The 26,925-nt window shown below is 55.7% G+C and carries 26 protein-coding genes and 1 other annotated feature; of the genes, 15 read left to right on the plus strand and 11 right to left on the minus strand.

Annotated features, from left to right (window positions below):
• Positions 1-22: 22 nt before the first annotated feature.
• Positions 23-838, minus strand: a complete 816-nt coding sequence (locus IMQ56_RS01910) for a nickel/cobalt efflux protein RcnA (protein WP_063931497.1) — start codon at positions 836-838, stop codon at positions 23-25.
• Positions 839-972: 134 nt separating this feature from the next.
• Here IMQ56_RS01910 and IMQ56_RS01915 point away from each other — a divergent pair, with 134 nt between their 5' ends.
• A complete protein-coding gene (locus IMQ56_RS01915; RefSeq protein WP_015571258.1) occupies positions 973-1,245 on the plus strand; it encodes a metal-sensing transcriptional repressor in 273 nt (90 codons plus the stop codon).
• Here IMQ56_RS01915 and IMQ56_RS01920 read toward each other — a convergent pair.
• Entirely contained in the window at positions 1,238-2,806 is a 1,569-nt protein-coding gene (locus IMQ56_RS01920; protein ID WP_049134106.1) for an EAL domain-containing protein, read from the minus strand. The two genes, IMQ56_RS01915 and IMQ56_RS01920, sit on opposite strands and share 8 nt — an antisense overlap.
• 217 nt (positions 2,807-3,023) lie before the next feature.
• Here IMQ56_RS01920 and IMQ56_RS01925 point away from each other — a divergent pair, with 217 nt between their 5' ends.
• Both IMQ56_RS01925 and ykgO read left to right on the plus strand, forming a co-directional pair.
• The gene (locus tag IMQ56_RS01925) at positions 3,024-3,284 is read left to right on the plus strand and encodes a type B 50S ribosomal protein L31 (RefSeq protein ID WP_015571255.1); all 261 of its coding nucleotides are present in this window, start codon (positions 3,024-3,026) and stop codon (positions 3,282-3,284) included.
• A 2-nt stretch (positions 3,285-3,286) separates the two neighbouring features.
• A complete protein-coding gene (gene ykgO, locus IMQ56_RS01930) occupies positions 3,287-3,427 on the plus strand; it encodes a type B 50S ribosomal protein L36 (protein WP_003859006.1) in 141 nt (46 codons plus the stop codon).
• Here ykgO and IMQ56_RS01935 read toward each other — a convergent pair.
• The gene (locus IMQ56_RS01935) at positions 3,424-4,134 is read right to left on the minus strand and encodes a GNAT family protein (protein ID WP_017383207.1); all 711 of its coding nucleotides are present in this window, start codon (positions 4,132-4,134) and stop codon (positions 3,424-3,426) included. The two genes, ykgO and IMQ56_RS01935, sit on opposite strands and share 4 nt — an antisense overlap.
• Before the next feature lie 101 nt (positions 4,135-4,235).
• On the opposite strand from IMQ56_RS01935, the gene IMQ56_RS01940 reads away from it, so the two are divergent.
• On the plus strand, positions 4,236-5,696 hold the full coding sequence (locus tag IMQ56_RS01940) for a PLP-dependent aminotransferase family protein (protein ID WP_032647455.1): 1,461 nt from the start codon (positions 4,236-4,238) through the stop codon (positions 5,694-5,696).
• Here IMQ56_RS01940 and IMQ56_RS01945 read toward each other — a convergent pair.
• The 6 genes from IMQ56_RS01945 to acrA form a co-directional block, all read right to left on the minus strand.
• Positions 5,668-6,135 carry a YlaC family protein gene (locus tag IMQ56_RS01945; RefSeq protein ID WP_015571252.1) on the minus strand — a complete coding sequence of 156 codons (468 nt, stop codon included), beginning with the start codon at positions 6,133-6,135 and terminating at the stop codon, positions 5,668-5,670. The two genes, IMQ56_RS01940 and IMQ56_RS01945, sit on opposite strands and share 29 nt — an antisense overlap.
• 116 nt (positions 6,136-6,251) lie before the next feature.
• A complete protein-coding gene (maa, locus tag IMQ56_RS01950; RefSeq protein WP_017694396.1) occupies positions 6,252-6,803 on the minus strand; it encodes a maltose O-acetyltransferase in 552 nt (183 codons plus the stop codon).
• A gap of 208 nt (positions 6,804-7,011) precedes the next feature.
• Positions 7,012-7,230, minus strand: a complete 219-nt coding sequence (locus IMQ56_RS01955; protein WP_015571250.1) for an HHA domain-containing protein — start codon at positions 7,228-7,230, stop codon at positions 7,012-7,014.
• 27 nt (positions 7,231-7,257) lie between these two features.
• Complete coding sequence (gene tomB, locus IMQ56_RS01960) at positions 7,258-7,632, minus strand: Hha toxicity modulator TomB (protein ID WP_006809850.1); 375 nt, start codon at positions 7,630-7,632, stop codon at positions 7,258-7,260.
• A 510-nt stretch (positions 7,633-8,142) separates the two neighbouring features.
• Positions 8,143-11,289 carry a multidrug efflux RND transporter permease subunit AcrB gene (gene acrB, locus IMQ56_RS01965; protein WP_015571248.1) on the minus strand — a complete coding sequence of 1,049 codons (3,147 nt, stop codon included), beginning with the start codon at positions 11,287-11,289 and terminating at the stop codon, positions 8,143-8,145.
• 22 nt (positions 11,290-11,311) lie between these two features.
• Positions 11,312-12,505 (minus strand): multidrug efflux RND transporter periplasmic adaptor subunit AcrA, encoded by a 1,194-nt coding sequence (gene acrA, locus IMQ56_RS01970; protein WP_017694395.1) that lies wholly within the window; start codon positions 12,503-12,505, stop codon positions 11,312-11,314.
• Between the two features lie 141 nt (positions 12,506-12,646).
• Here acrA and acrR point away from each other — a divergent pair, with 141 nt between their 5' ends.
• The gene (gene acrR / locus IMQ56_RS01975) at positions 12,647-13,300 is read left to right on the plus strand and encodes a multidrug efflux transporter transcriptional repressor AcrR (RefSeq protein ID WP_015571247.1); all 654 of its coding nucleotides are present in this window, start codon (positions 12,647-12,649) and stop codon (positions 13,298-13,300) included.
• Between the two features lie 113 nt (positions 13,301-13,413).
• Positions 13,414-16,761 (plus strand): mechanosensitive channel MscK, encoded by a 3,348-nt coding sequence (gene mscK, locus IMQ56_RS01980; protein ID WP_196063761.1) that lies wholly within the window; start codon positions 13,414-13,416, stop codon positions 16,759-16,761.
• A gap of 1 nt (position 16,762) precedes the next feature.
• On the opposite strand, the gene rsmS is transcribed toward mscK, so the two are convergent.
• Both rsmS and priC read right to left on the minus strand, forming a co-directional pair.
• Positions 16,763-16,939 carry a pleiotropic regulatory protein RsmS gene (gene rsmS / locus IMQ56_RS01985; RefSeq protein WP_017694394.1) on the minus strand — a complete coding sequence of 59 codons (177 nt, stop codon included), beginning with the start codon at positions 16,937-16,939 and terminating at the stop codon, positions 16,763-16,765.
• Between the two features lie 12 nt (positions 16,940-16,951).
• Positions 16,952-17,479: a primosomal replication protein N'' gene (gene priC, locus IMQ56_RS01990; protein WP_017383213.1), complete on the minus strand. Its 528-nt coding sequence runs from the start codon at positions 17,477-17,479 to the stop codon at positions 16,952-16,954.
• A gap of 50 nt (positions 17,480-17,529) precedes the next feature.
• Between priC and IMQ56_RS01995 the strand changes: the two genes are divergently transcribed.
• The 9 genes from IMQ56_RS01995 (at position 17,530) to IMQ56_RS02035 (ending at position 26,920) form a co-directional block, all read left to right on the plus strand.
• Positions 17,530-17,907: a DUF454 family protein gene (locus tag IMQ56_RS01995; RefSeq protein WP_015571246.1), complete on the plus strand. Its 378-nt coding sequence runs from the start codon at positions 17,530-17,532 to the stop codon at positions 17,905-17,907.
• A 151-nt stretch (positions 17,908-18,058) separates the two neighbouring features.
• On the plus strand, positions 18,059-18,610 hold the full coding sequence (gene apt, locus IMQ56_RS02000; RefSeq protein ID WP_000127359.1) for an adenine phosphoribosyltransferase: 552 nt from the start codon (positions 18,059-18,061) through the stop codon (positions 18,608-18,610).
• 88 nt (positions 18,611-18,698) lie between these two features.
• The gene (dnaX, locus tag IMQ56_RS02005) at positions 18,699-20,627 is read left to right on the plus strand and encodes a DNA polymerase III subunit gamma/tau (protein ID WP_017694393.1); all 1,929 of its coding nucleotides are present in this window, start codon (positions 18,699-18,701) and stop codon (positions 20,625-20,627) included.
• Positions 19,957-20,021, plus strand: a sequence feature (DnaX frameshifting element). (Overlaps the previous gene by 65 nt.)
• A 53-nt stretch (positions 20,628-20,680) precedes the next feature.
• Positions 20,681-21,013, plus strand: coding sequence for a YbaB/EbfC family nucleoid-associated protein (locus IMQ56_RS02010; protein ID WP_003858972.1), 333 nt, complete (start codon positions 20,681-20,683; stop codon positions 21,011-21,013).
• Positions 21,013-21,618: a recombination mediator RecR gene (recR, locus tag IMQ56_RS02015; protein WP_045348601.1), complete on the plus strand. Its 606-nt coding sequence runs from the start codon at positions 21,013-21,015 to the stop codon at positions 21,616-21,618. Before IMQ56_RS02010 ends, recR begins: the two co-directional genes overlap by 1 nt.
• 110 nt (positions 21,619-21,728) lie before the next feature.
• The gene (gene htpG / locus IMQ56_RS02020) at positions 21,729-23,603 is read left to right on the plus strand and encodes a molecular chaperone HtpG (protein ID WP_032670453.1); all 1,875 of its coding nucleotides are present in this window, start codon (positions 21,729-21,731) and stop codon (positions 23,601-23,603) included.
• A 218-nt stretch (positions 23,604-23,821) separates the two neighbouring features.
• The gene (gene adk / locus IMQ56_RS02025; protein WP_006809841.1) at positions 23,822-24,466 is read left to right on the plus strand and encodes an adenylate kinase; all 645 of its coding nucleotides are present in this window, start codon (positions 23,822-23,824) and stop codon (positions 24,464-24,466) included.
• A 124-nt stretch (positions 24,467-24,590) separates the two neighbouring features.
• The gene (gene hemH / locus IMQ56_RS02030) at positions 24,591-25,553 is read left to right on the plus strand and encodes a ferrochelatase (RefSeq protein ID WP_017383216.1); all 963 of its coding nucleotides are present in this window, start codon (positions 24,591-24,593) and stop codon (positions 25,551-25,553) included.
• 62 nt (positions 25,554-25,615) lie between these two features.
• Positions 25,616-26,920, plus strand: a complete 1,305-nt coding sequence (locus IMQ56_RS02035; protein WP_032104066.1) for an inosine/guanosine kinase — start codon at positions 25,616-25,618, stop codon at positions 26,918-26,920.
• Positions 26,921-26,925 lie beyond the last annotated feature (5 nt).

Raw genomic sequence — 26,925 nt, forward strand, 5'->3', positions numbered from 1 at the left:
GCCACTACCGTGGCCGCAATGCTTATCTCAGGATCCCGCTTACGCCGTGAATGCTCATATAAATCCCGACTACCGCGATCAGTGCCGCTGAGATCCACGGCGCCTTGCGCGAAAAGGCGCTAAAGCCGGGCCAGCGCTTCGCCGCATGTTTCATGCTTAATGCGGCAATTGCGCCAGAGGCGACGAGAGTGAGCGCCAGTCCGATACTGAAACTGAACACCAGCGTGGCGCCGAGCGCGAAATGTTTCAGTTGCAGGCAGATCAGCAGCACCGTAATGGAGGCCGGACAGGGGATAAGCCCACCGGTCAGGCCGAATAGCGCGATTTGCCCGGTGGTGACCTCTTTACCGTTGAAGCGTCGGTTAATGTCCTGGGCGTGTGCGCGCTGGTGGGCATCCTGCCACTCCTCTTCAACCAGAGGAGACGTGTGGTCGTGATGATGCGCGTGGTCGTGATGATCATGATGGTGATGATGATCATCATGGTGGTGATGCGGCTGGCTCTCCTGCCAGGTTCGCCACGCCATCCACAGGGCGATCAACACGATCAGAACCCCGGAAATCAACTGAAACCAGGGCTCAGAAGTATCTGCATCCCATCCCCGACCAAACCATAATCCCGCCATCGCAATGATCCAGACGACCGCCGTATGAGACAGCGTTGCGGACAACCCAAGCAACACAGCCTGTTTCAGCGTACCGCGGATCGCCACAATGAAAGCCGCCATCATTGTTTTTGAATGGCCTGGCTCGAGGCCGTGGAGCGCGCCAAGCAGGATGGCGCTGGGGACAAACAGCCAGGCGTTACCCTGCTGTAGAAGAGAAGAAAAAGCGTTCATTGAACATTCCGGGGTGGAAAACATGCCGGGAATACTACTCCCCTCCAGTAGTATAATACTACCCCCCAGTAGAAAAATACCCAGGGGGAGTAGAGCGTGATATGCTTTTTACGCCACCAAAGAGGAGCTAAGCGATGTCACACACAGTTCGTGATAAAAAGAAGTTATTGACCCGCCTGAAAAAAATTCAGGGGCAAAGCGCTGCGCTGGAAAAAATGCTCAACAGCGATCATGAATGCGCCGAGGTGTTACAGCAGCTGGCGGCGATCAGGGGCGCGGTAAACGGCATGATGATGCAAGTAATTGAGGGACATTTAACCGATCACGTGGTGAAAGAGCCAGAGGAAGCGCAGCGCGAGGCCGATCTCGGGGTCGTGATGCAGGTGATCAAATCGTACCTTAAGTAATGTGCTTCTCCAGGTTGTGCCCGGCCCAGAGAATGAAATCCTCTTTAGGCAGTGCCTTGCTGAAATACCAGCCCTGGCCGTACTGCACGCCGTGGCGATGCAACCATTCAATCTGCCCTTCAGTTTCAATGCCTTCTGCGACCATCGCCAGTTTAAGCGATTTGGCCATTTCGATGATGTGGGGAGTCACGTTCTTGTACTCCAGCGCATCCACAAAGGATTTATCAATCTTCAGGGTATCGACATCCAGATCCTGCAAATAGCTCAGGCTGGAGTAACCTGTACCAAAATCATCAATGTAGATAGCGTGCCCGGCGCGGCGAAACGCAGTGATGGCAGGCACGCTGACGGCGGGATCGGCAAAGCCGCGCTCGGTTAATTCAAGGGCGATCTGGCGCGGGTGGACGCCCCATTTGTTGAGCAACTGACTCAGCTGGCGAGGCAGCTCGGGGGACGTTAAATCCGATGGCGCAAGGTTGACAGAAATGTGCAGTTCCGGATGATGATGCAGCCAGGCGCCTAAATCCTCAAACACCTTATTCACCACCAGCTGCGTCAGCGTTGAAATAAGCCCCGTCTGCTCAGCCAGCGGCACAAAGAGATTGGGCGACAGGTGACTGCCATCTGGCTGCGGCCAGCGCATCAGCGCTTCAGCACCCACCAGTTTTCCACTGCACAGCGCCACGATGGGCTGATAGTAAACCTCGATCTCCCGGTTGTTGATTGCGTCGATCAGGCGGTGACGCGGGGACAGCAAACGGCGGAGGATGCGCAGGACAATAAGGGCAGCAGCCAGGCTTAGCAAGATGCCAGCCGGTAGCCAGATGATCAGCTGCTGGTGCCAGGATTCCGCCAGCGGTTTTAACGACGCCCACGCGATCACCGTAAACCCCAGTTCGGGTACAGGTTTCAACACGTACATCGAGCCGTTGTATTGTACGCGCGTAACGTCCTGCTGCTCCTTAACGACAGAAAGAATATACGGGTCGACAATATTGCTTCTGGCAAATATCCGATGGGTTTCACTGCCCACCAGGGCGGCATCCATCGAAATTTCACCAAACGGGACAACATCCACAAGCGAGGCAGGATCAACCATCACCAGATAATGTCCTTTCCCCAGAACGGCCATATAACGGTGAATGCCGAGGTCGTTTTGCGAGGTGAGCCACGCGCTATACCCGTCTGCGGTGATCCGCATCGGGGGCGGCAAGATCGCCGTATTACTGGATTGTTCCAGGGATGAGCAGAGCGGCTTCAGGTTATCGGTATACATCACTTCCTGAATATAGCGCCAGGAGAATGCAACCCGACGCATCTCGCGTAAATGCGGGGGAGTGCAGGGCGGGGCGCGGAATGTCTGTAGGTGCGTGAGCGCCTGTTTTGCCTGCGCAACGACTCTGTCGGTACGGATCAGGACGCGCGAGGCATAGCTGTCCAGAGCGTCCACAAATTTATCCTCTGCCTGACGATGCGCCAGCCAGATACTGAGGCACACAGGGACCAGCACAGAGAAGATCAGTATGCCTGTTACCAGGCTGACCAGATGTCGGGTTCGCATGCTGCTTTATCCTTTCCATATGCCCACCTTGGGCCTGGAGTTTGCGCGCCAGAAGAAAAAGTTTTTTATCGCTAAATGATATAGTTATAGCATGTGACAGTCTCAGGCAGGTATCTGAATCAACCTTTCAAAAACAGGCTGTGCGTCACAGGGGTTGTTTTTGCAGTAAAGCTCAGATAGTATTTTGTTATGTTATAACAACACATGAAGGCCAGAGATGAAACCGAATATCCATCCAACCTATCGCACCGTTGTGTTTCACGACACCACGGCGAATGAATACTTTAAAGTCGGCTCAACAATTAAGACAGACCGTGAAATTGAGCTGGAGGGGAAAACGTATCCCTACGTTACCCTTGATGTCTCCTCTAAATCACATCCGTTTTATACCGGGAAGCAGAAGACCTTCTCGACGGATGGCAGCGCGGCACGCTTCCGCAAGCGTTTTGGTGGCTTTCTTGATGCGAAGCGAGGCTAATCATGCAGGTGCTGAACTCATTGCGCAGTGCAAAACAGCGTCACCCGGATTGCCAGATAGTCAAACGCAAGGGACGCTTATACGTGATTTGCAAATCTAACCCGCGCTTTAAGGCGGTGCAGGGACGTAAAAAAAGACGCTAGACGCGCGTCTCTCGCCAGCTTTCCAGGGATCTTTTCTGTTTGCCATCGGCGGTAAAATTGTCGGTGGCAAGCCAGCTTTCAAACGCGCTCGCCAGCGCTGGCCACTCTTTGTCGAGAATTGAAAACCAGTCGGTGTCCCGGTTTCGGCCTTTAATGACCAGCGCCTGGCGAAAACGCCCTTCAAACTGAAAGCCCAGACGCAGAGCCGCTTTGCGGGATGGTTCGTTCAGGCTGTTGCACTTCCATTCATAACGCCGGTAGCCCAGGGTATCGAACACGTACCGCATCAGCAGATACTGCGCTTCTGTCGACATGGGCGTGCGACTTAACAGTGACGAGAAGTGAACATGTCCCACTTCCACAACGCCGTTTTTAGGATCGATCCGCATCAGGGACAGCGTCCCGACAGGAGACTGGGTCTGGTTATCGATAACGGTAAAGTGGATGGGATCGGCTAATTCGCTCACGCTCGCCACCCATTCGGCAAACTCCTCTGCGGTGGCATCGGGTTCACGCAGCAGCCACGTCCAGCTTCGGGTATCTCCGGCCAGGGAATACGCAGAGAACAACGCCGGGGCATGCTCCACGCGCAGAGGCTCAAGCCGACAATAGCGACCCTGAAGTATCACCCGGGACGGGTGCGGGCGAGGCTGCCAGTCGATGAGGCTTTCGCCAACAGGTTGTCCAAACTCATTGAATGTATTCATCTTTATTCCCGTCACATTGAAAAGATCTCCAGATTAATGAATTGCTGGTTCCTTAAAAAGAACCACCAGGCTATGTTTTTCTGGTACCACGAGGAGGAAAGATGAATATACCGGGTGATGAGCTTTACACCTTGCTCCATGCTGCGCTGAAAAAACGTGGGGAAGAGACGCTCCAGCGTGCGCTCTATCTTGCTTTGCGGGAGGCCATACTGTGCGGAAGGCTTCGATCCGGCAGCCATTTGCCCGGCTCACGAACGCTGGCGCAGCAGATCTCTGTGTCCCGAAATACCGTCAACGCGGCGCTGGACCAGCTCACGCTCGAAGGTTATTTGCTGCGTAGCCGCCAGGGCACGCGGGTGGGGCAATTCGCTCCTCGGACGATTGCCCGGACATTACCGGACCCGGACGTCAGGCTGACAAAACGTGTCGCCCTGCTGCCCGCGCCTGTGCCGCGCGACACTCCGGTGATGGCGTTTACGCCGGGAACGCCTGCCATCAACTATTTCCCCTTGCCGCTGTGGCGGCGGTTGTACGATCGCGTCCTGCGCGAGGAGGGAAGCGCCCTGTTAGGGTATGGCGACCCGGCCGGCGAGCCGACGCTGCGGGCCGCCATTGCCCGCCATCTTGCGCTCTCCCGCGGCATTGACTGCGATGCCAGCCAGATAGTGATAACCGAAGGGGCGCTGGAGGGCGTCAATCTCTGCACGATGCTGTTAAGCGAGCCGGGGGATGTCGCCTGGGTGGAAAATCCCGGCTATAGCGGCGCCAAAAGCGCTTTTGTCAAAACCGGCCTGGCGATGACAGGCATACCGGTGGATGACGAGGGGATGTGCTGGGAAGGGCTGTCTGCGCCTTCACCCACGCTGATTTTTACCTCGCCATCGCATCAGTTCCCTTGCGGAAGCGTGCTCAGCGCGCGGCGGCGTCTGGCGCTGCTGGAACTGGCCCGGCAGCACAGCGCGTGGATCATTGAGGATGATTACGACAGCGAATTTCGTTATACCGGTGAGCCCGTCCCGGCGATGCTGGGAATGGTCAACAATGCGCCCGTTGTGTATCTGGGGACGTTCAGCAAAACGCTGTTTCCATCGCTCCGGATGGGGTTCATGGTGTTACCGCCAGCGCTGGCGAAGGCGGCGCGTCCGGCCATCGGCTCGCTGCTGCGCGGCGGGCATCGCGCTGAACAGCGCACCCTGGCGCTGTTTATTGAGGAAGGCCACTATGCACGACATCTTGCCGCCATGCGCCGCCTTTATCGTAAGCGTTACCGCCAGCTGCGGGAGGTGCTGAGCGCAGAGCTTCATACGCCGCACCGTGTTCTTGCCGGGGAAGGGGGAATGCATCTGACGCTGGCAATTGACGGTATCGACGACCAGCGGCTGGTGGAGCAGGCGAGAGCGTTTCAGCTGGCACCCGCTGCGCTGAGCGGGTATTACCTTGAGACGAAGCAGGGGCAAACCGGTCTGGTTTTAGGTTACGGTAATACCTCTGCTTCGCAGTTTGCGCCGGGTATCCGACGTCTTCAGGCGCTCATTACACAGCAGTGGGGCGGGAAAGGGTAAAGACATCATAAAAAGAGAGCTGGCCCTTAGTGATGACCATTTTCTGCAACTTCTCTTTTTGCCCGGCTTCGACGGCCGGCGAGTGCAGGATGCTGTCGATCAGCTCCTTCGGCACGTAGCGCGTGTTGTACCACTCCCCGTTGTAGCACACGCGGAAATCGAGTACGTCGATATCTTCATACCGGTAACGCGGATTGACGTCGAAAAAGAAAAACGCGTTAAACACCACGAACAGCACAACCAGTAGCCAGACGGAATCGACCAGTGTTTCAGACTTCAGCATGACGATAAGCGTTGCCAGCCAGGCGGCGTACATGGCGACGAACAATCCGGGGTGTTTGCGAATAAAGCTGATGCTAAAGCGCGGGCGATTGTCGCGCTTTTCGCGGGTATTGAGATCGTCGATGGTGGCTGTAAGCAGGCGCTGTATCTCTGTCATTTTTTGCCTTTATGATTGTTGAAAATACAGGTGATCTGCCTATTTTATGAGAGGGGTTTACGCGATGAAAGTAACAGTTATGCCAGGAAAAAGCATAACAGTTACTCAGGATACGCTTAGAGCATTTTAATGATTTTCGCCGGATTGCCGCCCACGACAGCATTGGCCGGTACGTCTTTGGTCACTACCGCACCGGAAGCGATAACCGCATTATCGCCAATGGTGACGCCCGGGTTAATGACCGCACGTCCGCCGATCCAGACATTATCACCAATGGTAACCGGTTTACCGTACTCCAGCCCGCTGTTACGTTCGGTCGCATCCAGAGGATGCGTGGCCGTATAAATGTGCACTCCCGGCGCCAGCATACAGTTATCGCCAATGCGGACAGGACAGACGTCCAGCATGACGCAGTCAAAGTTGGCGTAAAAATTTTTGCCCAGATAGATGTTATATCCGTAGTCGCAGCGGAAGCTCGGCTCTATATAGGCGCCTTCGCTTTGACCCAGCAGGTCAGCTAATAAGGCGCGACGTTCGGCCTTCTCATCGGGTGCGGTATGGTTATAGCGGTGAACAAGATGACGCGCGCGTAAACGGTCAGCCCTCAGCGTGTCATCGCCAGGGCGGTAATATTCACCTGCAATCATCTTCTGTTTTTCTTCACTCATGGGAACCTCTCTGGAATCGTTTTACGCAGCGTAAAGAGGATTAACCAGAAAGGGAACGTTCCCTAAAAGTGGCTGTGACGGGAGTCACAACATTCTTGCGCATAAATACGTTTTATACGGGAACCTGGCGTTTGCATTTGAAGCGTAATTCGAAAGGTAAATTCAGCTTAACAACGGGCGTAATGCCTTTACAGTCTCTCTTCAACGATTAACGAACAAATTTCCACACCGAAGAGGGGATCTTGTCATACAGTTTATTCATGGTCAGCTCAGCAAGACGATGGTCGGCAGCTGAATAAAATACCGCCAGTTCATTATCAGACAGCTCGTATTTATTTTTCTCAATAACTCGTTCAAGGGTGTCAATTGACTGGCAGCGTCGCAGGCGCATCAAATAATCGACTTTTGTTAATGGTTTATCAGACATAAATTCACCTTAGTAATTGTAATAATTTTAACAGGAAAGACTAACCGGATTAGCTCTGCTGACATTAGTGAAGCAGCGAAATAGACGGTTTCCTGATTTACGCCATTTCTGCAAATCCTGTGCGTTAATGCCGTAGCTGCTGAACAACATAAAGGTGTCGTCCAGGTATTCATCAATTTGCTCTATCAACTTATTATCTTCATTGTACTTAATTTTATAATTAAGTGCGAAGGTGGCGATATGCTCGATCAGCTCGTTGAGCTGTAAATTGATAGCAGACGTTGGATCGTTCACCCAGCCATGGTTACTTTCTTCAAGATTGGCAAGGCAGTCATGGTACAAGGATTCGCAGAGAAATTTCAACTGCGCGATATCATGCCTTTTTGGCGAGTACTCGTCCATAGCGCATCCCCTTCTGAGTGATTTTTTACTCACCGAACATCATGTCGGGATGGATACAACTTGCTTAGCCACACGGGAGCTGTGTTCCTGATAACTCTAACTATAAGCCACTCTGATCAAGATTTCACCGCGCTATTACGAAAAATTACAATTAAATCGTTACTGTTCGAGCCTTTACGCAAATCTACCTTTTGCAGCGAACGCGTTAATCAATAAAAAAGACGGTTTTTATCGGTTCCTTAGAATTCATTGAGTTAGCGCAAAGTTTCATGTGAAGTCCGAAACCAGATATCTTCAGATATTTTCCATTGCTTAGGAATAGTCCGAATAATTTACGTCACGAAATGATAATAAAAGAATGCTGAGTTCCTGGTGTAAGTTATCGGCCTATTATGATAGGCCTTATTAAAAAGGAGGAAAATAAATAGAAAGGCAATAGGTCTATTTTATGATTTTTTCTGAAAAAGAAAAAGGCCGCAAATGCGGCCTTTTTATCATGTGAAACCGGTATCAGTGATGTTCTACCGAATGATTGTGCTCAACGTCTTCATTCTTACGGCTGAAGCGGCGGCGAACCACCACGAAGAACACCGGTACGAAGAAGATCGCAAGAACGGTCGCGGTTACCATCCCACCCATTACGCCGGTACCTACTGCGTTCTGTGCGCCGGAGCCCGCGCCGGAGCTGATAACCAGCGGCATAACGCCGAGGATAAATGCCAGGGACGTCATCAGGATTGGACGCAAACGCATACGAACGGCTTCCAGCGTTGCTTCAATCAGGCCTTTTCCTTCTTTCTCCATCAGATCTTTGGCGAATTCGACGATTAGTATCGCGTTCTTCGCCGACAAGCCAATGGTTGTCAGCAGGCCCACCTGGAAGTAAACGTCGTTGGTCAGCCCACGGAACGTTGCGGCAAGCAGCGCACCGATAACCCCCAGCGGAACCACCAGCATAACGGAGAATGGAATCGACCAGCTCTCATACAATGCCGCCAGACACAGGAACACCACAATCAGTGAAATGGCGTACAGGGCAGGGGCCTGGTTACCGGACAGACGTTCCTGATAGGACATGCCGGTCCAGTCGTAGCCGACACCCGCAGGCAGTTTGCTGGCCAGTTCTTCCATCAGGTTCATGGCTTCACCGGTGCTTCGGCCCGGGGCTGCCTGACCGAGGATTTCCATCGATGGCAAGCCGTTATAACGCTCCAGACGCGGTGAACCGTATTCCCAGCGCGAGGTTGAGAAGGCGGAGAACGGCACCATCTGGCCATCGCTGCCGCGAACATACCAGTTGTTGATATCGTTCGGCAGCATACGGTATTGCGCTTCGGACATCACGTAGACTTTCTTCACGCGACCACGGTCGATGAAGTCGTTGACGTAGCTGCCACCCCAGGCTGCACCCAGCGTGGTATTAATGTCGCTGATGGAAACACCCAGCGCCTGCGCTTTTTCCTGGTCGATATCGATCTTGTACTGCGGCGTATCTTCCAGACCGTTAGGACGTACGCCCACCAGCAGGTCAGGGTGTTTTGCCACCTCGCCAAACAGCTGGTTACGCGCCTGAGTCAGTTTTTCGTGGCCCAGACCGCCCTGGTCAATCAGCTGGAAGTCGAAGCCGGTCGCCGTACCCAGTTCAACAATCGCTGGCAGGTTAAAGGCGAAGACCATCGCATCTTTAATCTGTGAGAAGGTGCCCATCGCGCGGCCGGTAATGGCTTCTACCTTGTTCTCTGCGCCCGGACGTTCAGACCAGTCTTTCAGAGAAACGAAGGCGATACCGGTGTTCTGACCACGACCCGCGAAGCCAAAGCCGTTAACCGCAAACACGGATTCGACGTTGTCTTTCTCTTTGGTCAGGAAGTAGTCGGTCATCTCATCCAGCACCTTTTGCGTACGCTCTTGCGTCGCACCGGCCGGAAGCTGCGCCATACTCAGGAACACGCCCTGGTCTTCATCTGGCAGGAACGAGCTTGGCAGACGAACGAACAGGAAAGCCATCCCCACCACGATGATGATATAGAGCAGCAGGTAACGACCGGTGCTGCGCAGGATGTTACCCACGCTGTCGGTGTAGTGGTGCGTACTCTTATCAAACATGCGGTTGAACCAGCCGAAGAAGCCCTTATGCTCGCCGTGACCGCCTTTCTGAATCGGCTTCAGCATCGTCGCGCACAGGGCTGGCGTCAGGATCAGTGCAACCAGTACCGACAGCGCCATCGCCGAAACAATGGTGATGGAGAACTGACGGTAAATCGCACCGGTAGAGCCGCCAAAGAAGGCCATCGGGATAAATACCGCAGACAGTACCATCGCGATACCGACCAGCGCGCCCTGGATCTGGCCCATTGATTTACGGGTTGCTTCCTTCGGCGGCAGGCCTTCTTCCGCCATGACACGCTCGACGTTTTCGACCACCACGATGGCGTCATCCACCAGCAGGCCGATGGCGAGCACCATCCCGAACATCGTCAGGGTGTTTATCGAGTAGCCAAATATCGCCAGCACCGCGAAGGTCCCGAGCAGTACAACCGGCACGGCGATGGTTGGGATCAGCGTTGCGCGGAAGTTTTGCAGGAACAAGTACATCACCAGGAAGACGAGAATGATCGCCTCAACCAGGGTTTTCACCACTTCGTGAATCGAAATTTTAACGAATGGCGTGGTGTCATACGGATAAACGATTTTCAGACCTGACGGGAAGAACGGTTCCATCTTCTTCAGTTCTGCACGGATAGCCGTCGCGGTGTCCAGGGCGTTCGCGCCCGTCGCCAGTTTGATACCCAGACCGGAAGCCGGTTTACCGTTGAACTTCGCAATGATGTCGTAGTTCTCACCGCCCAGCTCAACCTTCGCCACGTCACGCAGGCGAACCTGCGAACCGTCCTGATTCACCTTCAGCAGAATTTTGCTGAACTCATCGGCGGAGGTCAGACGCGTTTGCGCGATGATCGACGCGTTAAGCTGCTGGCCTTTCACCGGCGGTGTACCACCCAACTGACCGGCGGCAACCTGGGCGTTCTGCGCTTTAATTGCGCTGATCACGTCAACCGGCGTCAGCTGGAAGTTGTTCAGTTTATTCGGATCCATCCAGATACGCATCGCGTACTGGGAACCGAACAGCTGAACGTCACCCACACCAGACGTACGGCTGATGGCGTCCTTCATGTTGGCGCCCACGTAGTCGGAAATATCCTCCTGCGTCATGGTGCCGTTGGTGTTGATCACGCCGACAACCATCAGGAAGCTACTGGACGATTTCTCGACGCTCACGCCCTGCTGTTGTACTTCCTGCGGCAGCAGAGGCATCGCCAGCTGCAATTTGTTCTGCACCTGAACCTGTGCAATGTCCGCATCCGTACCGGATTCAAAGGTCAGGGTGATCTGAACCGTACCGGTTGAGTCACTGTTTGAGGACATGTACATCAGGTTATCGATACCGTTCATGTTCTGTTCGATAACCTGCGTAACGGTATCCTGCACCGTTTTGGCATCAGCGCCCGGATAGGTTGCGGAGATCGTCACTGCCGGCGGCGCAATCGTTGGATATTGCGCGACAGGCAGCTTCAGGATCGCAAGTCCCCCGGCCAGCATGATGATTATGGCGATCACCCACGCAAATATGGGGCGATCGATAAAGAAATTAGGCATGTCTTAACGGCTCCTGTTTAAGTTAAGACTTGGTTTGTTCTGACTGGCCAGCGGCCGACGCTTGTTGTTTGTCGTCAGATTTCACTTCCTGAGCTTTGACCTGCGCACCAGGACGAACTTTTTGCAAACCAGTAATAATTACGCGATCGCCATCTTTCAGACCTTCCGTTACCAGCCACTTGTCGCCAATCGCCTGCGTTGCAGTGATATTGCGTGTTTCGACTTTGTTATCGGCACCCACAACCAGTGCGCTCGCATCGCCGCGTGGCGTACGGGTCACACCTTGCTGAGGAACCAGAATGGCGCTTGGGTTAGTCCCTTCCTCAAGACGGGCGCGTACGAACATACCGGGCAGCAGGGTTTTATCCGGATTGGGGAAAATGGCCCGGATGGTGATAGAGCCGGTGGTCTGATCGACGGTCACATCAGAAAATTCCAGTGTGCCAGTCTGTGAGAACTTGATACCGTCGTTGGTAACCAGTTCCACTTTGGCTTTACCATTTTCCTGTTTCAGGGTGCCGTTAGCCAGCTCCTGTTTGAGACGCAGGAAATCGTTGCTGGACTGGGTGACGTCAACGTAGATCGGGTCGAGCTGCTGCACGGTGGCCAGCGCGTTGGTTTGACCGTTCTGCACCAGCGCACCTTCGGTGACGGCTGATTTACCAATGCGACCGCTGATAGGGGAGGTCACTTTGGTGTAGGCCAGGTTAATACGCGCGGTTTCTACCGCCGCTTTCGCCGCCACAACGGCTGCGTTGGCTTGCTGTGCATCGGCCAGGGCAGAATCGTAATCCTGTTGGCTGATGTACTGCGTGCCGAGCAGTTTCTTGTAACGATTCAACGTCAGCTGCGAGATTTTGGCTGCCGCTTCGGCTTTAGCCAGATCGCCCTTAGCGCTCTCATAAGACGCCTGATAGGTTGCTGGATCAATCTGATACAGAGACTCGCCTGCCTTGACATCACCGCCTTCGGTGAAGTTACGTTTCAGGATGATACCGCTCACCTGCGGACGCACTTCCGCAATGCGGTAGGCGCTGGTGCGGCCCGGTAGTTCTGTTGTCATCTGGAGAGGTTCGGATTTGAGCGTCACGACGCCAACTTCTGGCACCTGCTGAGCTCCTTGTTGAGCCTGTTTGTCGTCACATCCTGTAAGCGCTAAGCTGCCTGAGAGCATCAGAACGACCGCCAGAGGCGTTAACCCTCTGTTTTTGTTCATATGTAAACCTCGAGTGTCCGATTTCAAATTGATCAAGGGTCCTGAGTCTAAAAACCCATTGCTGCGTTTATATTATCGTCATGCTATGGTACATACATTCATAAATGTATGTAAATCTGACTCCTGTAAATTCATCAACGTATGGCACGAAAAACCAAACAACAAGCGCTGGAAACCCGACAACACATTCTGGATGTGGCAATGCGTTTGTTCTCACAGCAGGGTGTTTCGGCAACCTCGCTGGCACAGATTGCTCAGGCCGCGGGCGTCACGCGGGGAGCGATTTACTGGCATTTCAAAGACAAGTCCGATCTGTTTGGTGAAATCTGGGAGCTTTCAGAGTCCAGCATTAGCGATCTTGAGAGTGAGTATCGGGCAAAATTCCCTCACGATCCACTCTCAGTGTTAAGAGAAATTCTAGTATATATCCTTGAAGCGACGGTTGTTGAAGAGCGTCGTCGTCTGATGATGGAAATCATCTTCCATAAATGTGAGTTCGTTGGTGAAATGGCGGTGGTTCAGCAGGCGCAGCGCGACCTGTGTCTGGAAAGCTACGATCGCATCGAACAGGTCCTCACGGAGTGCATGCAGGCCAAAATGCTTCCTGCCACATTACTCACCCGCCGGGCGGCGATCCTGATGCGCAGCTATATTTCCGGCCTGATGGAAAACTGGCTTTTTGCTCCGGAGTCGTTCGATCTCAGATCAGAGGCGCGCAGCTACGTCGAAATTTTTCTTGAGATGTGCCAGCTCTGTCCGACCCTTCAAAGTAAACTTAGCCCGCGCTCTGCCTGATCGGGCATGGGAAAAATCGTAGACCCTTTCCGTCGTACTATTCTGCTTCAGCCGGGCGTGATATCCTTCATGCCCGACTATTTCCGGTCATTTCTCACATCACATTCACAACTATGCTGCACATCAATCGCTCGCAACATCCTGTTCTGGCCCTGTTTTTGATCCTGCTGTTTTACTTTGCAGCCGCGCCGCTTTCATGGGCCCGTGCAGACAACGGCAGTGACATTCCCACGCGTGCTGATGTTCAGTCGCAACTCGACACCCTGAATAAGCAAAAAGATCTCTCCGCCCAGGAAAAGCTCGTTCAGCAGGATCTGACGGAAACCCTGGAAACGCTGGACAAGATCGATCGCATCAAAGCCGAAACGGCCCAGCTACGGCAGAAGGTCGCTCAGGCGCCGGAGAACATGCGTAAGGCAACGGAGGCGCTGAGTGCGCTCAGCGACGTCGATAACGACGATGAAACCCGAAAAACGCTTGCCACGCTGTCGTTGCGCCAGCTTGAGTCGCGCGTGGCGCAGCTGCTGGACGATCTGCAAACGGCGCAATCCGATCTCTCAACCTACAACAGCCAGCTGGTTTCGCTGCAAACCCAGCCTGAGCGCGTGCAGAACGCTATGTACTCGGCGTCGCAACAGCTACAGCAGATACGTAACCGTCTGAATGGCATCTCCGTGGGGGAAGGGGCGCTTCGTCCCACCCAGCAAACGCTGCTGAACATCCAGCAGACGCTGCTAAACGCGGAGATTGAACAGCAGCGTAAGAGCCTGGAAGGCAACACGGTGCTACAGGATGCGCTGCAAAAACAGCGTGACTACGTGACCGCGAATATCAACCGGCTTGAGCATCAGCTTCAGCTGTTGCAGGAAGCGGTGAACAGCAAGCGCCTGACGCTGACTGAAAAAACGGCGCAGGAAGCGGTTTCGCCAGACGAGACGGCCCGTATTCAGGCCAACCCGCTGGTGAAGCAGGAGCTGGAGATTAACCACCAGCTGAGCGAGCGCCTGATTCAGGCGACTGAAAACGGCAGCGCGCTGGTGCAGCAAAATATTAAGGTCAAAAACTGGCTGGATCGCGCTTTGCAGGCCGAGCGCAACGTCAAGGAGCAGATTGCCGTCCTGAAGGGCAGCCTGCTGCTGTCGCGCATTCTCTACCAGCAACAGCAGACGCTGCCGTCCGCCGACGAGCTGGAAGACATGACCAACCGCATTGCGGATTTGCGTCTTGAACAGTTTGACGTTAACCAGCAGCGCGATGCGCTATTTCAGAGCGATACCTTCGTTGCCAAAGTGGAAGAGGGCCATTCAGGTGAAGTGAACGCTGAAGTTCACGACGCGCTGTTGCAGGTGGTGGACATGCGCCGCGAATTGCTCGATCAGCTTAACAAGCAGCTCGGCAACCAGCTGATGATGGCGATTAACCTGCAAATCAACCAGCAGCAGCTGGTGAGCGTTTCTAAAAGCCTCCAGGAGATCCTGACCCAGCAGATTTTCTGGGTGAACAGCAATAAACCCATGGACTGGGACTGGTTTAAATCTTTCCCGGAAACGCTGAAATCCCAGATCAAAAGCATGAAAATTACCGTGAACTGGGAGAAAGCCTGGCCTGCGGTGATGATCGCCTTCCTGACGGGGCTGCCTTTGCTGCTCATCGCTGGCATCATACGCTGGCGTTTGAAATGGCTGAAACAGTACCAGGCGAAGCTGGCCTCGGAAGTGGGGCAACTGCGTAACGACAGCCAACTGCACACCCCGAAAGCGATCCTGATCGATCTGATCCGTGCTCTGCCGGTCTGCCTGTTGATACTCGCCGTGGGCCTGATCCTGCTGACCATGCAGCTGAATATCAGCGATCTGCTGTGGGCGTTCAGCAAGAAGCTGGCGCTGTTCTGGCTGGTGTTTGGTCTGTGCTGGAAAGTGCTGGAAAAAGATGGCGTCGCCGTCCGCCACTTCAACATGCCGGAAAAACTCACCAGCCACTGGCGTCGCCAGATTGTGCGCATCAGCCTCGCGCTGCTGCCGCTGCACTTCTGGTCAGTTGTGGCGGAGCTTTCCCCGCTGCACCTGATGGATGACGTGCTGGGGCAACTGGTGATTATGCTGAACCTGCTGCTGATTGCCGTTCTGATGTGGCCAATGTGCCGCGACAGCTGGCGGGATAAAGAGTCCCACAATCTTCGTCTGGCTACCGTAACGGTACTGGCGATCATTCCTCTGGCGCTGATGGTGCTGACGGCGACGGGTTACTTCTATACCACGCTGCGTCTGTCCGGTCGCTGGATCGAAACGGTTTATCTGGTGATTGTATGGAACCTGCTGTTCCAGACCGTGCTGCGTGGTTTGAGCGTGGCGGCGCGCCGCATTGCTTATCGTCGTGCTGTTGCCCGTCGGCAGCATCAGGTGAAAGAGGGGGCTGAAGGGGCAGAGCCGCAGGAAGAGCCGACCATTGCTCTGGAGCAGGTTAACCAGCAAACGATGCGTATTACCATGCTGGTGATGATCGCCCTGTTTGCGGTGATGTTCTGGGCCATCTGGTCTGATTTAATTACCGTCTTCGCCTACCTCGACAGTATCACGCTCTGGCAATACAACGGTACCGAAGCGGGCGCTGCGGTAATGAAAAGCGTCACCATGGGCAGCCTGCTCTTTGCGCTGGTGTCGTCAGTGGTTGCCTGGGCGTTGATCCGCAACCTGCCGGGTCTGCTGGAAGTGCTGGTGCTCTCAAGGCTGAACCTGCGTCAGGGGGCGTCGTACGCTATTACCACCATCCTGAACTATGTCATTATTATTGTCGGGGCGATGACGGTATTCGGCTCGCTGGGCGTCTCGTGGGATAAACTCCAGTGGCTGGCGGCGGCGTTGTCGGTGGGTCTGGGCTTCGGCTTGCAGGAGATCTTCGGTAACTTTGTCTCTGGCCTGATTATCCTATTCGAACGTCCGGTGCGTATCGGCGATACCGTCACCATCGGTACTTTCTCCGGGACCGTCAGCAAGATCCGCATTCGTGCGACCACCATTACCGACTTCGATCGTAAAGAGGTGATCATCCCGAACAAAGCGTTTGTGACCGAGCGTCTGATCAACTGGTCGCTCTCGGATACCACCACTCGCGTGGTGATCCGACTCGGGGTGGCCTATGGCTCGGATCTGGACAAGGTGAAAGAGGTACTGCTGAAGGCGGCAGCCGACCATCCAAAAGTGATGCACGATCCTGCGCCAGCGGTATTCTTCACCACCTTCGGGCCGAGCACTTTGGATCATGAGCTGCGCCTGTACGTACGCGAACTGCGCGATCGCAGCTACACCGTCGATGAGCTGAACCGCACCATTGACCGTCTGTGTCGTGAAAACGATATTAATATCGCCTTTAACCAGCTTGAGGTTCATCTGCGCAACGAGAAAGGCGATGAGCATACGGAAGTGAAGCGCGAGATTAAGGGGGACGACCCTACTCCCGCCTAATCTATTTCCCTCTCCCCTCTGGGGAGAGGGTAGGGTGAGGGGGAAGTTTCCCCTCAAAATCTCGTCGCACAATCTCCAGCGCTTTCAGCACCGTCTCCGCCGGGATCTCGTGATTCTCCAGCAGCATAATTAAATCGACGGCCAGCTTGACCTCGTCGGGGGCATTTTCCAGTGACATCAGTGGCTCCTGTTAACGGGTCAGGCGTTCGATGACGCGTTCAATCTCATCCAGCGCCTGACGGCAGCGGACGATGCGGCCTTCCAGCGCGCTGATTTCACGCATTAATAACTGCTGCTCTTCCAGCGTTTCGCTGGTGTTCAGGCGGGCTTCGCGCTCGCGCTTCATCTCAAACAGACGGCGCTCAAACTCCTGGTTCTCCAGCCGCTTGCGCTGCCATTTTCCGAGTCCCGGCGAGGCGCTGTCCCACGCCCGTAACGGCCAGGCGGCGATTTCCCGGTGCAGGGCGGTGATCTGCTCGGTAAGATGCTCCGCAAGCCACGCGACCTGTTCCTGCTGTTCACTCTCAACCGCGTGACGAAGCTCGTCGAGATTGGTCTGCGCTTCAGCAAGATAATCCTCAATGACGGTGCTGCGGGTGCGGAAGAGCTGTCGGTCAAAGCGCGGTTTCAGCGTGGCGTGGCCCATCAACGGCGTGGCCTGCGCCCGCAGCGCGATCAGCTGATTTTGCAGCCTCTCAAGAAGCAGTGCTGTTTTCAAGGCGCTCTCCAGTGGTAAAGTAGCCGTTCAGTTTGATAACGATTCGCATTATGCAGCGTACTATTTTAATCATCATTGGCTGGCTCGCGGTAGTGCTGGGCACGCTGGGTGTGGTTTTACCCTTGCTGCCGACCACCCCGTTTATCCTGTTGGCCGCCTGGTGCTTCGCCCGCTCGTCGCCGCGTTTTCACCACTGGCTTCTGTACCGCTCGTGGTTTGGCGGCTACCTGCGGCACTGGCAAAAACACCGGGCCATGCCGCCCGGGGCTAAGCCGCGCGCCATTGCCTTCATCCTGATCACCTTCGCCGTCTCGTTATGGCTGGTGAAAATGATGTGGGTGCGCATTCTGCTGCTGGCGATCCTGGTTTGCCTGCTGATCTTTATGTGGCGGATCCCCGTGGTTGATGAAAAGCAACAAAAGCACTGAAGCCTCATCATGGCGGTTGCAATTATGGCGCACAGCCAGTAAATTCGACCGTTTTCGAGCACAGGTGCGCCTGGTCAAAGGTTAAACAACTGTTACTTTGACCGACTCGTCGCGCGCCGTGAGTAACACTGTTTCATTTAGGCACAAACCGATGACCGCAACTGCACAGCAGCTTGAATATCTGAAAAATAGCATCAAAAGTATCCAGGACTATCCAAAACCTGGCATTCTTTTCCGCGATGTCACCAGCTTGCTGGAAGACCCGAAAGCGTACGCCCTCAGCATTGAACTGCTGGTTGAGCGTTATAAAAACGCCGGGATCACCAAAGTAGTAGGTACTGAAGCCCGTGGCTTCCTGTTTGGCGCACCGGTTGCGCTGGCGATGGGCGTGGGTTTTGTGCCGGTGCGTAAGCCGCGCAAACTGCCGCGTGAAACCATTGCTGAGAGCTATGAGCTGGAATACGGCACCGATCAGCTGGAAATTCACGTTGATGCCATCAAGCCAGGCGACAAAGTGCTGGTGGTGGACGATCTGCTGGCAACCGGCGGCACCATCGAAGCGACCGTGAAGCTGATCCGTCGTCTGGGCGGGGAAGTGACCGACGCGGCATTCATCATCAACCTGTTCGATCTCGGCGGCGAGCAGCGCCTGGAAAAACAGGGTATTACCAGCTACAGCCTGGTGCCATTCCCGGGACATTAATCCCGTATCTCACAACCTCGCTCAATGGGTGAGGTTGTGATAGCATTCCCCTCCATTAATTCACCTTCCAGCGTTGCAGAGCCTGCCCATGAGTTATCAGGTGTTAGCCCGTAAATGGCGACCACAAACCTTTGCTGACGTTGTCGGTCAGGAACATGTGCTGACGGCCCTGGCGAACGGCTTGTCGCTAGGTCGCATCCATCACGCCTATCTTTTCTCCGGCACCCGCGGCGTCGGTAAAACCTCTATTGCCCGTCTGCTGGCAAAAGGTCTGAACTGCGAAACCGGGATCACCGCCACCCCGTGCGGCGTGTGCGACAACTGTCGTGAGATCGAGCAGGGGCGTTTTGTCGATCTGATTGAGATCGACGCCGCCTCGCGCACCAAAGTGGAAGATACCCGCGATCTGCTCGACAACGTGCAGTACGCCCCGGCGCGCGGCCGCTTCAAGGTCTATCTGATCGATGAAGTGCACATGCTGTCGCGCCACAGCTTCAACGCCCTGCTGAAAACGCTGGAAGAGCCGCCTGCGCATGTCAAATTCCTGCTGGCGACCACCGATCCGCAAAAGCTGCCGGTCACGATCCTCTCGCGCTGCCTGCAATTCCACCTGAAGGCGCTCGACGTTGAGCAGATCCGCGCTCAGCTTGAGCATATCCTCGATGAAGAGAACATTGTCCACGAGCCGCGTGCGCTGCAACTGCTGGCCCGTGCCGCGGACGGCAGCCTGCGCGATGCGCTGAGCCTGACCGACCAGGCGATTGCCAGCGGTGACGGTAAACTCTCCACCGACGCGGTCAGTACCATGCTCGGCACGCTGGATGACGATCAGGCGCTGTCGCTTATTGAAGCGATGATTGCCGCCAACGGTGAGCGAGTGATGGCGCTCGTCAACGACGCCGCTGCCCGTGGCATTGAGTGGGAAGCGCTGCTTGTCGAGATGCTCAGCCTGCTGCACCGCGTGGCGATGCTGCAACTGTCTCCGTCGGCCATTGGCGCGGACATGGCGACCATTGAACAGCGGATGCGTGAACTTGCGCGCACCGTGCCGCCGGCTGACGTTCAGCTTTATTATCAGACGCTGCTGATTGGCCGCAAAGAGCTGCCGTTTGCACCGGATCGCCGGATGGGCGTTGAAATGACGCTGCTGCGCGCGCTGGCCTTCCATCCGCGCAAGCCATTGCCGGAGCCGGAAACGCCCCGGCAGTCCTTTGCGCCGGTTGCGCCGACCGCGGTAATGTCACCGCAGCAGGTGCCACCGCAACCGGCATCGCCGCCGCCGCAAAACGTGCCGCTGTCGGATGCCACCAGTTCGGTGCTTGCCGCACGAAGCCAGTTGCAACGTGCGCAGGGAGCAACCAAACCAAAAAAGAGTGAACCGGCAGCGCCTGCAAGAGCGCGGCCGGTGAACAACGCCGCGCTTGAACGACTGGCCTCGGTAACGGAGCGCGTGCAGTCGCGTCCGGCACCGTCCGCGCTCGAGCAAAAAGCCCCGGCGAAAGAAGAGGCATACCGCTGGAAGGCGACCACCGTTGTTGAAACGGTCAAGGAAGTAGTCGCCACGCCAAAAGCGCTGAAAAAGGCGCTGGAGCATGAAAAAACGCCGGAGCTGTCCGCGAAGCTCGCGGAAGAATCCATTGAGCGCGATGCCTGGGCCGCCGAGGTCAGCAAACTGCAACTGCCGAAGCTGGTGGAGCAGGTCGCGCTGAACGCCTGGAAAGAGCAGGACGGTAATCAGGTGCGTCTGCACCTGCGCCCTGGCCAGCGGCACCTCAACTCCCCTGGCGCGCAAAAGGCGCTGGCCGAGGCGCTTACCGCATTACAGGGTGTACCGGTTGAATTGACTATCATTGAAGATGATAATCCGGCGGTGAAAACGCCGCTCGAGTGGCGTCAGGCCATTTATGAAGAGAAGCTCGCGCAGGCGCGCGAGGCGATAATTGCGGATAACAACATCCAGACCCTGCGCCGGTTCTTCGACGCCGATTTGGATGAAGAGAGTATTCGCCCCATTTGATCGTGAGTCTGACTTACGGTTGTAATCCTTAACGTGAAAGAAGAGAGAAGCCTATGTTTGGTGGAAAAGGCGGTCTGGGTGGCCTGATGAAGCAGGCTCAGCAGATGCAGGAAAAAATGCAGAAGATGCAGGAAGAGATCGCTCAGCTGGAAGTCACGGGTGAATCCGGTGCCGGTCTGGTCAAGGTGACCATCAACGGTGCGCATAACTGCCGTCGCGTTGAAATCGACCCGAGCCTGCTCGAAGACGACAAAGAGATGCTGGAAGATCTGGTTGCAGCCGCGTTTAACGATGCCGCTCGCCGTATCGACGAAACCCAGAAAGAGAAAATGGCCTCTGTTTCCAGCGGTATGCAACTGCCGCCGGGCTTTAAGATGCCATTCTGATGCAAACCAGTCCGCTGCTCACGCAGTTAATGGAAGCACTGCGCTGCCTGCCGGGCGTTGGCCCGAAGTCGGCGCAGCGTATGGCGTTTACGCTATTGCAGCGCGACCGCAGCGGCGGGATGCGCCTGGCGCAGGCTCTGACCCGCGCCATGTCAGAAATTGGCCACTGTGCGGATTGCCGGACCTTTACCGAGCAGGACGTATGTAACATCTGCACGAACCCGCGTCGTCAGGAAAACGGTCAGATTTGCGTGGTGGAGAGTCCGGCGGACATCTACGCCATCGAACAAACCGGGCAGTTTTCCGGCCGCTATTTCGTGCTGATGGGGCATCTCTCCCCGCTGGATGGCATCGGCCCGGACGATATCGGTCTCGATCGCCTGGAGCAGCGCCTGGAGTCGGAAACCATCAAAGAGGTGATCCTCGCCACCAACCCGACGGTGGAAGGGGAGGCAACCGCCAACTACATCGCCGAGCTGTGCGCGCAGTACGGCGTTGACGCCAGCCGCATCGCCCACGGCGTGCCGGTCGGCGGTGAGCTGGAGATGGTCGACGGCACCACGCTGTCACACTCGCTGGCCGGACGTCACAAGATTGTTTTCTGACCAAACGGAGGCTGCGCGCGCGGCCTCCGCTTGAAAATTCCTCCCCTTATCCCCATCTCTCACTCAACGTTTTACAACCCCATTAAATGGCATTGTTGAGGTCGACTTAGATGAAAGGACAAGAAACCCGTGGTTTCCAGTCAGAAGTAAAACAGCTTCTGCACCTGATGATCCATTCCCTGTATTCCAACAAAGAAATCTTCCTGCGTGAGCTGATTTCCAACGCCTCTGATGCGGCGGACAAGCTGCGCTTCCGCGCGCTGTCTAACCCGGATCTATATGAAGGCGACGGCGAGCTGCGCGTGCGCGTCTCGTTTAATAAAGAGAACCGCACCCTGACCATCGCCGATAACGGCATCGGGATGAACCGCGACGAGGTGATTGACCACCTCGGAACCATCGCCAAATCCGGCACCAAAGCGTTCCTTGAGTCCATGGGCTCTGACCAGGCGAAAGACAGCCAGCTGATCGGTCAGTTCGGCGTAGGCTTCTACTCGGCGTTCATCGTGGCGGACAAAGTCACCGTGCGCACCCGCGCCGCGGGCGACAGCGCCGAGAACGGCGTGCTGTGGGAGTCTAAAGGTGAAGGCGAGTACACCGTTGATGACATCACCAAAGCGGATCGCGGCACCGAAATCACCCTGCACCTGCGTGAAGGCGAAGACGATTTCCTGAACGACTGGCGCGTACGCTCCATCATCAGCAAATATTCCGACCACATCGCGCTGCCGGTTGAGATTGAAAAACAGGAAGAGAAAGACGGCGAAACCGTGGTTTCCTGGGAAAAAATCAACAAGGCGCAGGCGCTGTGGACGCGTAATAAAGCTGAAATTAAAGACGACGAGTACAACGAGTTTTACAAGCACATCGCCCACGACTTCACCGATCCGCTGACCTGGAGCCACAACCGTGTGGAAGGGAAACAGGAGTACACCAGCCTGCTGTACATTCCGGCGCAGGCGCCGTGGGACATGTGGAACCGCGATCACAAGCACGGCCTGAAGCTGTACGTGCAGCGCGTCTTCATCATGGACGACGCCGAGCAGTTCATGCCGAACTACCTGCGCTTTGTGCGTGGCCTGATAGACTCCAACGATCTGCCGCTGAACGTCTCCCGTGAAATTCTTCAGGACAGCACCGTCACCCGTAACCTGCGCAACGCCCTGACCAAACGTGCGTTGCAGATGCTGGAAAAACTGGCGAAGGACGATGCGGAAAAATACCAGACCTTCTGGAAACAGTTTGGCCTGGTGCTGAAAGAAGGTCCGGCGGAAGATACTGCGAACGTGGAAGCTATCGCTAAACTGCTGCGCTTCGCCTCTACGCACAACGACTCCTCCGCCCAGACCGTGTCGCTGGAAGAGTACGTCTCCCGCATGAAAGAAGGGCAGGAGAAGATCTACTACATCACCGCCGACAGCTATGCGGCAGCGAAGAGCAGCCCGCATCTGGAACTGCTGCGTAAGAAAGGCATCGAAGTGCTGCTGCTGTCTGACCGCATCGACGAGTGGATGATGAACTACCTGACCGAGTTCGACGGTAAATCCTTCCAGTCCGTTGCCAAAGCCGACGAGTCTATCGATAAGCTGGCGGATGAAGTGGACGACAGCGCGAAAGAAGCCGAGAAGGCGCTGGAGCCGTTCGTTGAGCGCGTTAAAACGCTGCTGGGCGACCGCGTGAAAGAGGTGCGCTTCACGCACCGTCTGACCGATACGCCAGCCATTGTCACCACCGATGCGGACGAAATGAGCACCCAGATGGCGAAACTGTTCGCTGCGGCGGGCCAGGCCGTGCCGGATGTGAAATATATCTTTGAGCTTAATCCGGATCACCCGCTGGTGAAACGCGCGGCGGATACCCAGGACGACGCCCGCTTTGCGGAGTGGGTTGAACTGCTGCTGGATCAGTCCCTGCTGGCCGAGCGCGGTACGCTGGAAGATCCTAACCTGTTCATTAAACGTGTGAATGCGCTGCTGCTGGCGTAATCTTCCCTCACCCCGGCCCTCTTCCACAGGGAGAGGGTGAAAGAGTTCCCTCTCCCTGTGGGAGAGGGTTAGGGTGAGGGCACCAGACCGCACGAAGCCAAATTATCTCCCCCCGTTAACCGTTTCAGCCTTCCCGCCTTCCTTGAGCCATACCCGTTCTGGTGGTATTGTTTAGCGCTTTTTGAAAAATTGAATCGACTTTTGAGGGGATTTTCGCAATGCGTATTATTCTGCTTGGCGCTCCGGGCGCGGGTAAAGGAACTCAGGCTCAGTTCATCATGGAGAAATACGGTATTCCGCAAATCTCCACCGGTGACATGCTGCGCGCCGCTGTTAAATCTGGCTCCGAGCTGGGTAAACAAGCGAAAGACATCATGGACGCAGGCAAACTGGTGACCGACGAACTGGTTATCGCGCTGGTTAAAGAGCGCATTGCTCAGGAAGACTGCCGTAACGGTTTCCTGCTGGACGGCTTCCCGCGCACCATTCCTCAGGCTGACGCCATGAAAGAAGCGGGCATCAACGTGGATTACGTGCTGGAGTTCGACGTACCAGACGAGCTGATCGTTGACCGTATCGTTGGCCGTCGCGTACACGCTGCTTCTGGCCGCGTTTACCACATCAAATTCAACCCACCTAAGGTTGAAGGCAAAGACGACGTGACCGGCGAAGAGCTGACCACCCGTAAAGACGATCAGGAAGAAACCGTGCGTAAACGCCTGGTGGAATATCATCAGATGACCGCACCGCTGATCGGCTACTACACCAAAGAAGCGCAGGCGGGTAACACCAAATACGCGAAAGTGGACGGCACCAAAGCCGTGGCTGACGTACGTGCAGAGCTGGAAAAAATCCTCGGCTAAGCGCACCTCTCTCACCCGGAGCCCCGGGTGAGAAAAATTCTCATCTTACCTATTACAGCAATGGGTTTCGTTTAAACGCATTTCCGCTACAATTGACAGCCTATCAAATGGTTAAGAGGCGTGAATGAGTCAGGCGAAAACCGGCATCCTGCTTGCCAATCTGGGCACCCCAGAAGCACCTACTCCAGCGGCGGTCAAACGCTACCTGCGACAATTTTTAAGCGACACGCGCGTCGTGGATACCCCAAGACTGCTGTGGTGGCCACTGCTGCGTGGCGTCATTCTGCCGATTCGTTCCCCGCGTGTGGCAAAGCTCTATCAGTCCGTGTGGATGGAAGAGGGCTCGCCGCTGATGGTGTACAGCCGTCGTCAGGAGAAGGCGCTGGCCGCCCGCCTGCCGGACATGCCCGTTGCGCTCGGCATGAGCTACGGTAAGCCGTCCCTGGAAAGCGCCGTCGACTCTCTGCTGGCGCAGGGCGTTGAACACATTGTGGTGCTGGCCCTTTATCCGCAGTATTCGTGCTCCACGGTAGCTGCCGTCTGGGACGAACTGGCGCGCATTCTGGCGACCCGCCGCCGTATACCGGGTATCACCTTTATCCGCGACTACGCCGATAACGAGCTGTACATTCAGGCGCTTGCCAGCAGCGCGCGCGCGTCGTTTGAAAAACACGGCGAGCCGGATCTGCTGCTGCTCTCCTATCACGGTATTCCGCAGCGTTTCGCGAACGAAGGGGATGATTACCCCCAGCGTTGCCGCGATACCACCCGCGAGCTGGTCTCCGCCCTCGGCCTGCCGCCTGAGAAGGTGATGATGACCTTCCAGTCGCGCTTCGGCCGTGAACCGTGGCTCACCCCGTATACTGATGAAACGCTTAAGATGCTGGGCGAGAAGGGCGTGAAGCACATTCAGGTGATGTCGCCGGGCTTCTCGGCGGACTGTCTGGAAACGCTGGAAGAGATTGCTGTCCAGAACAAAGAGTTCTTTATGGAGGCGGGCGGAACGAAATACGAATACATTCCTGCGCTTAACGACTCCCCTGAACACATCGACATGATGGTGTCACTGGTCACCACCCGCCGCTGATCGCGTTACGGGCCGGGTTTGTGCTACCATTCCCGGCCCGTATTCTTTGCACAGTTCAGACCATGAAATTTCCCGGTAAACGTAAGTCCAAACACTATTTCCCCGTCGATGCCCGCGATCCGCTGTTACAGCAAATTCAGCAGGAAAGCGAAACCAGCGCTGCCTGGGTGGTCGGTATCGATCAGACGCTGGTGGACATTGAAGCCAAAGTGGATGATGCGTTTGTCGCACGTTACGGTCTGAGCGCCGGGCACTCGCTGGTGATTGAGGATGACGTTGCTGAAGCGCTGTATCAGGAGCTGGTGCGCGAAAATCTTATCACCCACCAGTTTGCCGGCGGCACCATCGGCAACACCATGCACAACTACTCCGTACTGGCAGACGACCGCTCGGTGCTGCTTGGCGTGATGTGCAGCAATATCGAAATCGGTGGCTATGCCTACCGCTACCTGTGCAATACCTCCAGCCGCACCGATCTGAACTATTTGCAGGGCGTTGACGGGCCGATTGGCCGCTGCTTTACGCTGATAAGCGATTCCGGCGAGCGTACCTTTGCCATCAGCCCCGGCCATATGAACAAGCTGCGCGCTGAAAGTATCCCGGAAGAGGTGATCGCGGGCGCGTCTGCGCTGGTACTGACCTCCTATCTGGTGCGCTGCAAGCCGGGCGAACCAATGCCGGACGCAACCATGAAGGCAATTGAGTACGCGAAGAAATACAACGTGCCTGTGGTTCTGACGCTGGGCACCAAATTCGTCATTGCCGACAACCCGGAGTGGTGGCAGGCCTTCCTGAAAGAACACGTCTCGATTCTGGCGATGAATGAAGAAGAAGCCGAAGCGCTGACCGGCGAAAGCGATCCGCTGCTGGCGTCTGATAAGGCGCTGGACTGGGTAGATCTGGTGCTCTGCACCGCCGGGCCGGTCGGGCTGTATATGGCGGGCTTCACGGAAGAAGAGAGCAAGCGGAAAACCCAGCACCCGCTGCTGCCGGGCGCAATCGCCGAATTTAACCAGTACGAGTTCAGCCGCGCCATGCGTCATAAAGACTGCATCAACCCGCTGCGTATCTTCTCCCACATCGCACCGTATATGGGTGGCCCCGAGAAGATCATGAACACCAACGGCGCGGGCGACGGCGCGCTGGCCGCGCTGCTGCACGACATCACCGCCAACGCCTACCACAAAACCAATGTGCCGAATTCCAGCAAGCACACCTTCAACTGGCTGACCTACTCCTCGCTGGCGCAGGTTTGCAAGTACGCGAACCGCGTGAGTTATCAGGTGCTGAACCAGCATTCACCGCGCTTAACGCGGGGGCTGCCGGAACGGGAAGACAGCCTCGAAGAGGCGTATTGGGACAGGTAAAAGCA

Origin of the sequence: Enterobacter sp. Res13-Sevr-PEC09-46, assembly GCF_015672585.1 — a bacterium.
Taxonomy (GTDB): Bacteria; Pseudomonadota; Gammaproteobacteria; order Enterobacterales; family Enterobacteriaceae; genus Enterobacter; species Enterobacter hormaechei_C.

Bases quoted from the DNA above. Each gene is read 5' to 3' on its own strand.
- IMQ56_RS01910 (WP_063931497.1), bottom strand. From the start codon at position 838: ATGAACGCTTTTTCTTCTCTTCTACAGCAGGGTAACGCCTGGCTGTTT.
- IMQ56_RS01915 (WP_015571258.1), top strand. From the start codon at position 973: ATGTCACACACAGTTCGTGATAAAAAGAAGTTATTGACCCGCCTGAAA.
- IMQ56_RS01920 (WP_049134106.1), bottom strand. From the start codon at position 2,806: ATGCGAACCCGACATCTGGTCAGCCTGGTAACAGGCATACTGATCTTC.
- IMQ56_RS01925 (WP_015571255.1), top strand. From the start codon at position 3,024: ATGAAACCGAATATCCATCCAACCTATCGCACCGTTGTGTTTCACGAC.
- ykgO (WP_003859006.1), top strand. From the start codon at position 3,287: ATGCAGGTGCTGAACTCATTGCGCAGTGCAAAACAGCGTCACCCGGAT.
- IMQ56_RS01935 (WP_017383207.1), bottom strand. From the start codon at position 4,134: ATGAATACATTCAATGAGTTTGGACAACCTGTTGGCGAAAGCCTCATC.
- IMQ56_RS01940 (WP_032647455.1), top strand. From the start codon at position 4,236: ATGAATATACCGGGTGATGAGCTTTACACCTTGCTCCATGCTGCGCTG.
- IMQ56_RS01945 (WP_015571252.1), bottom strand. From the start codon at position 6,135: ATGACAGAGATACAGCGCCTGCTTACAGCCACCATCGACGATCTCAAT.
- maa (WP_017694396.1), bottom strand. From the start codon at position 6,803: ATGAGTGAAGAAAAACAGAAGATGATTGCAGGTGAATATTACCGCCCT.
- IMQ56_RS01955 (WP_015571250.1), bottom strand. From the start codon at position 7,230: ATGTCTGATAAACCATTAACAAAAGTCGATTATTTGATGCGCCTGCGA.
- tomB (WP_006809850.1), bottom strand. From the start codon at position 7,632: ATGGACGAGTACTCGCCAAAAAGGCATGATATCGCGCAGTTGAAATTT.
- acrB (WP_015571248.1), bottom strand. From the start codon at position 11,289: ATGCCTAATTTCTTTATCGATCGCCCCATATTTGCGTGGGTGATCGCC.
- acrA (WP_017694395.1), bottom strand. From the start codon at position 12,505: ATGAACAAAAACAGAGGGTTAACGCCTCTGGCGGTCGTTCTGATGCTC.
- acrR (WP_015571247.1), top strand. From the start codon at position 12,647: ATGGCACGAAAAACCAAACAACAAGCGCTGGAAACCCGACAACACATT.
- mscK (WP_196063761.1), top strand. From the start codon at position 13,414: ATGCTGCACATCAATCGCTCGCAACATCCTGTTCTGGCCCTGTTTTTG.
- rsmS (WP_017694394.1), bottom strand. From the start codon at position 16,939: ATGTCACTGGAAAATGCCCCCGACGAGGTCAAGCTGGCCGTCGATTTA.
- IMQ56_RS01995 (WP_015571246.1), top strand. From the start codon at position 17,530: ATGCAGCGTACTATTTTAATCATCATTGGCTGGCTCGCGGTAGTGCTG.
- apt (WP_000127359.1), top strand. From the start codon at position 18,059: ATGACCGCAACTGCACAGCAGCTTGAATATCTGAAAAATAGCATCAAA.
- dnaX (WP_017694393.1), top strand. From the start codon at position 18,699: ATGAGTTATCAGGTGTTAGCCCGTAAATGGCGACCACAAACCTTTGCT.
- IMQ56_RS02010 (WP_003858972.1), top strand. From the start codon at position 20,681: ATGTTTGGTGGAAAAGGCGGTCTGGGTGGCCTGATGAAGCAGGCTCAG.
- recR (WP_045348601.1), top strand. From the start codon at position 21,013: ATGCAAACCAGTCCGCTGCTCACGCAGTTAATGGAAGCACTGCGCTGC.
- htpG (WP_032670453.1), top strand. From the start codon at position 21,729: ATGAAAGGACAAGAAACCCGTGGTTTCCAGTCAGAAGTAAAACAGCTT.
- adk (WP_006809841.1), top strand. From the start codon at position 23,822: ATGCGTATTATTCTGCTTGGCGCTCCGGGCGCGGGTAAAGGAACTCAG.
- hemH (WP_017383216.1), top strand. From the start codon at position 24,591: ATGAGTCAGGCGAAAACCGGCATCCTGCTTGCCAATCTGGGCACCCCA.
- IMQ56_RS02035 (WP_032104066.1), top strand. From the start codon at position 25,616: ATGAAATTTCCCGGTAAACGTAAGTCCAAACACTATTTCCCCGTCGAT.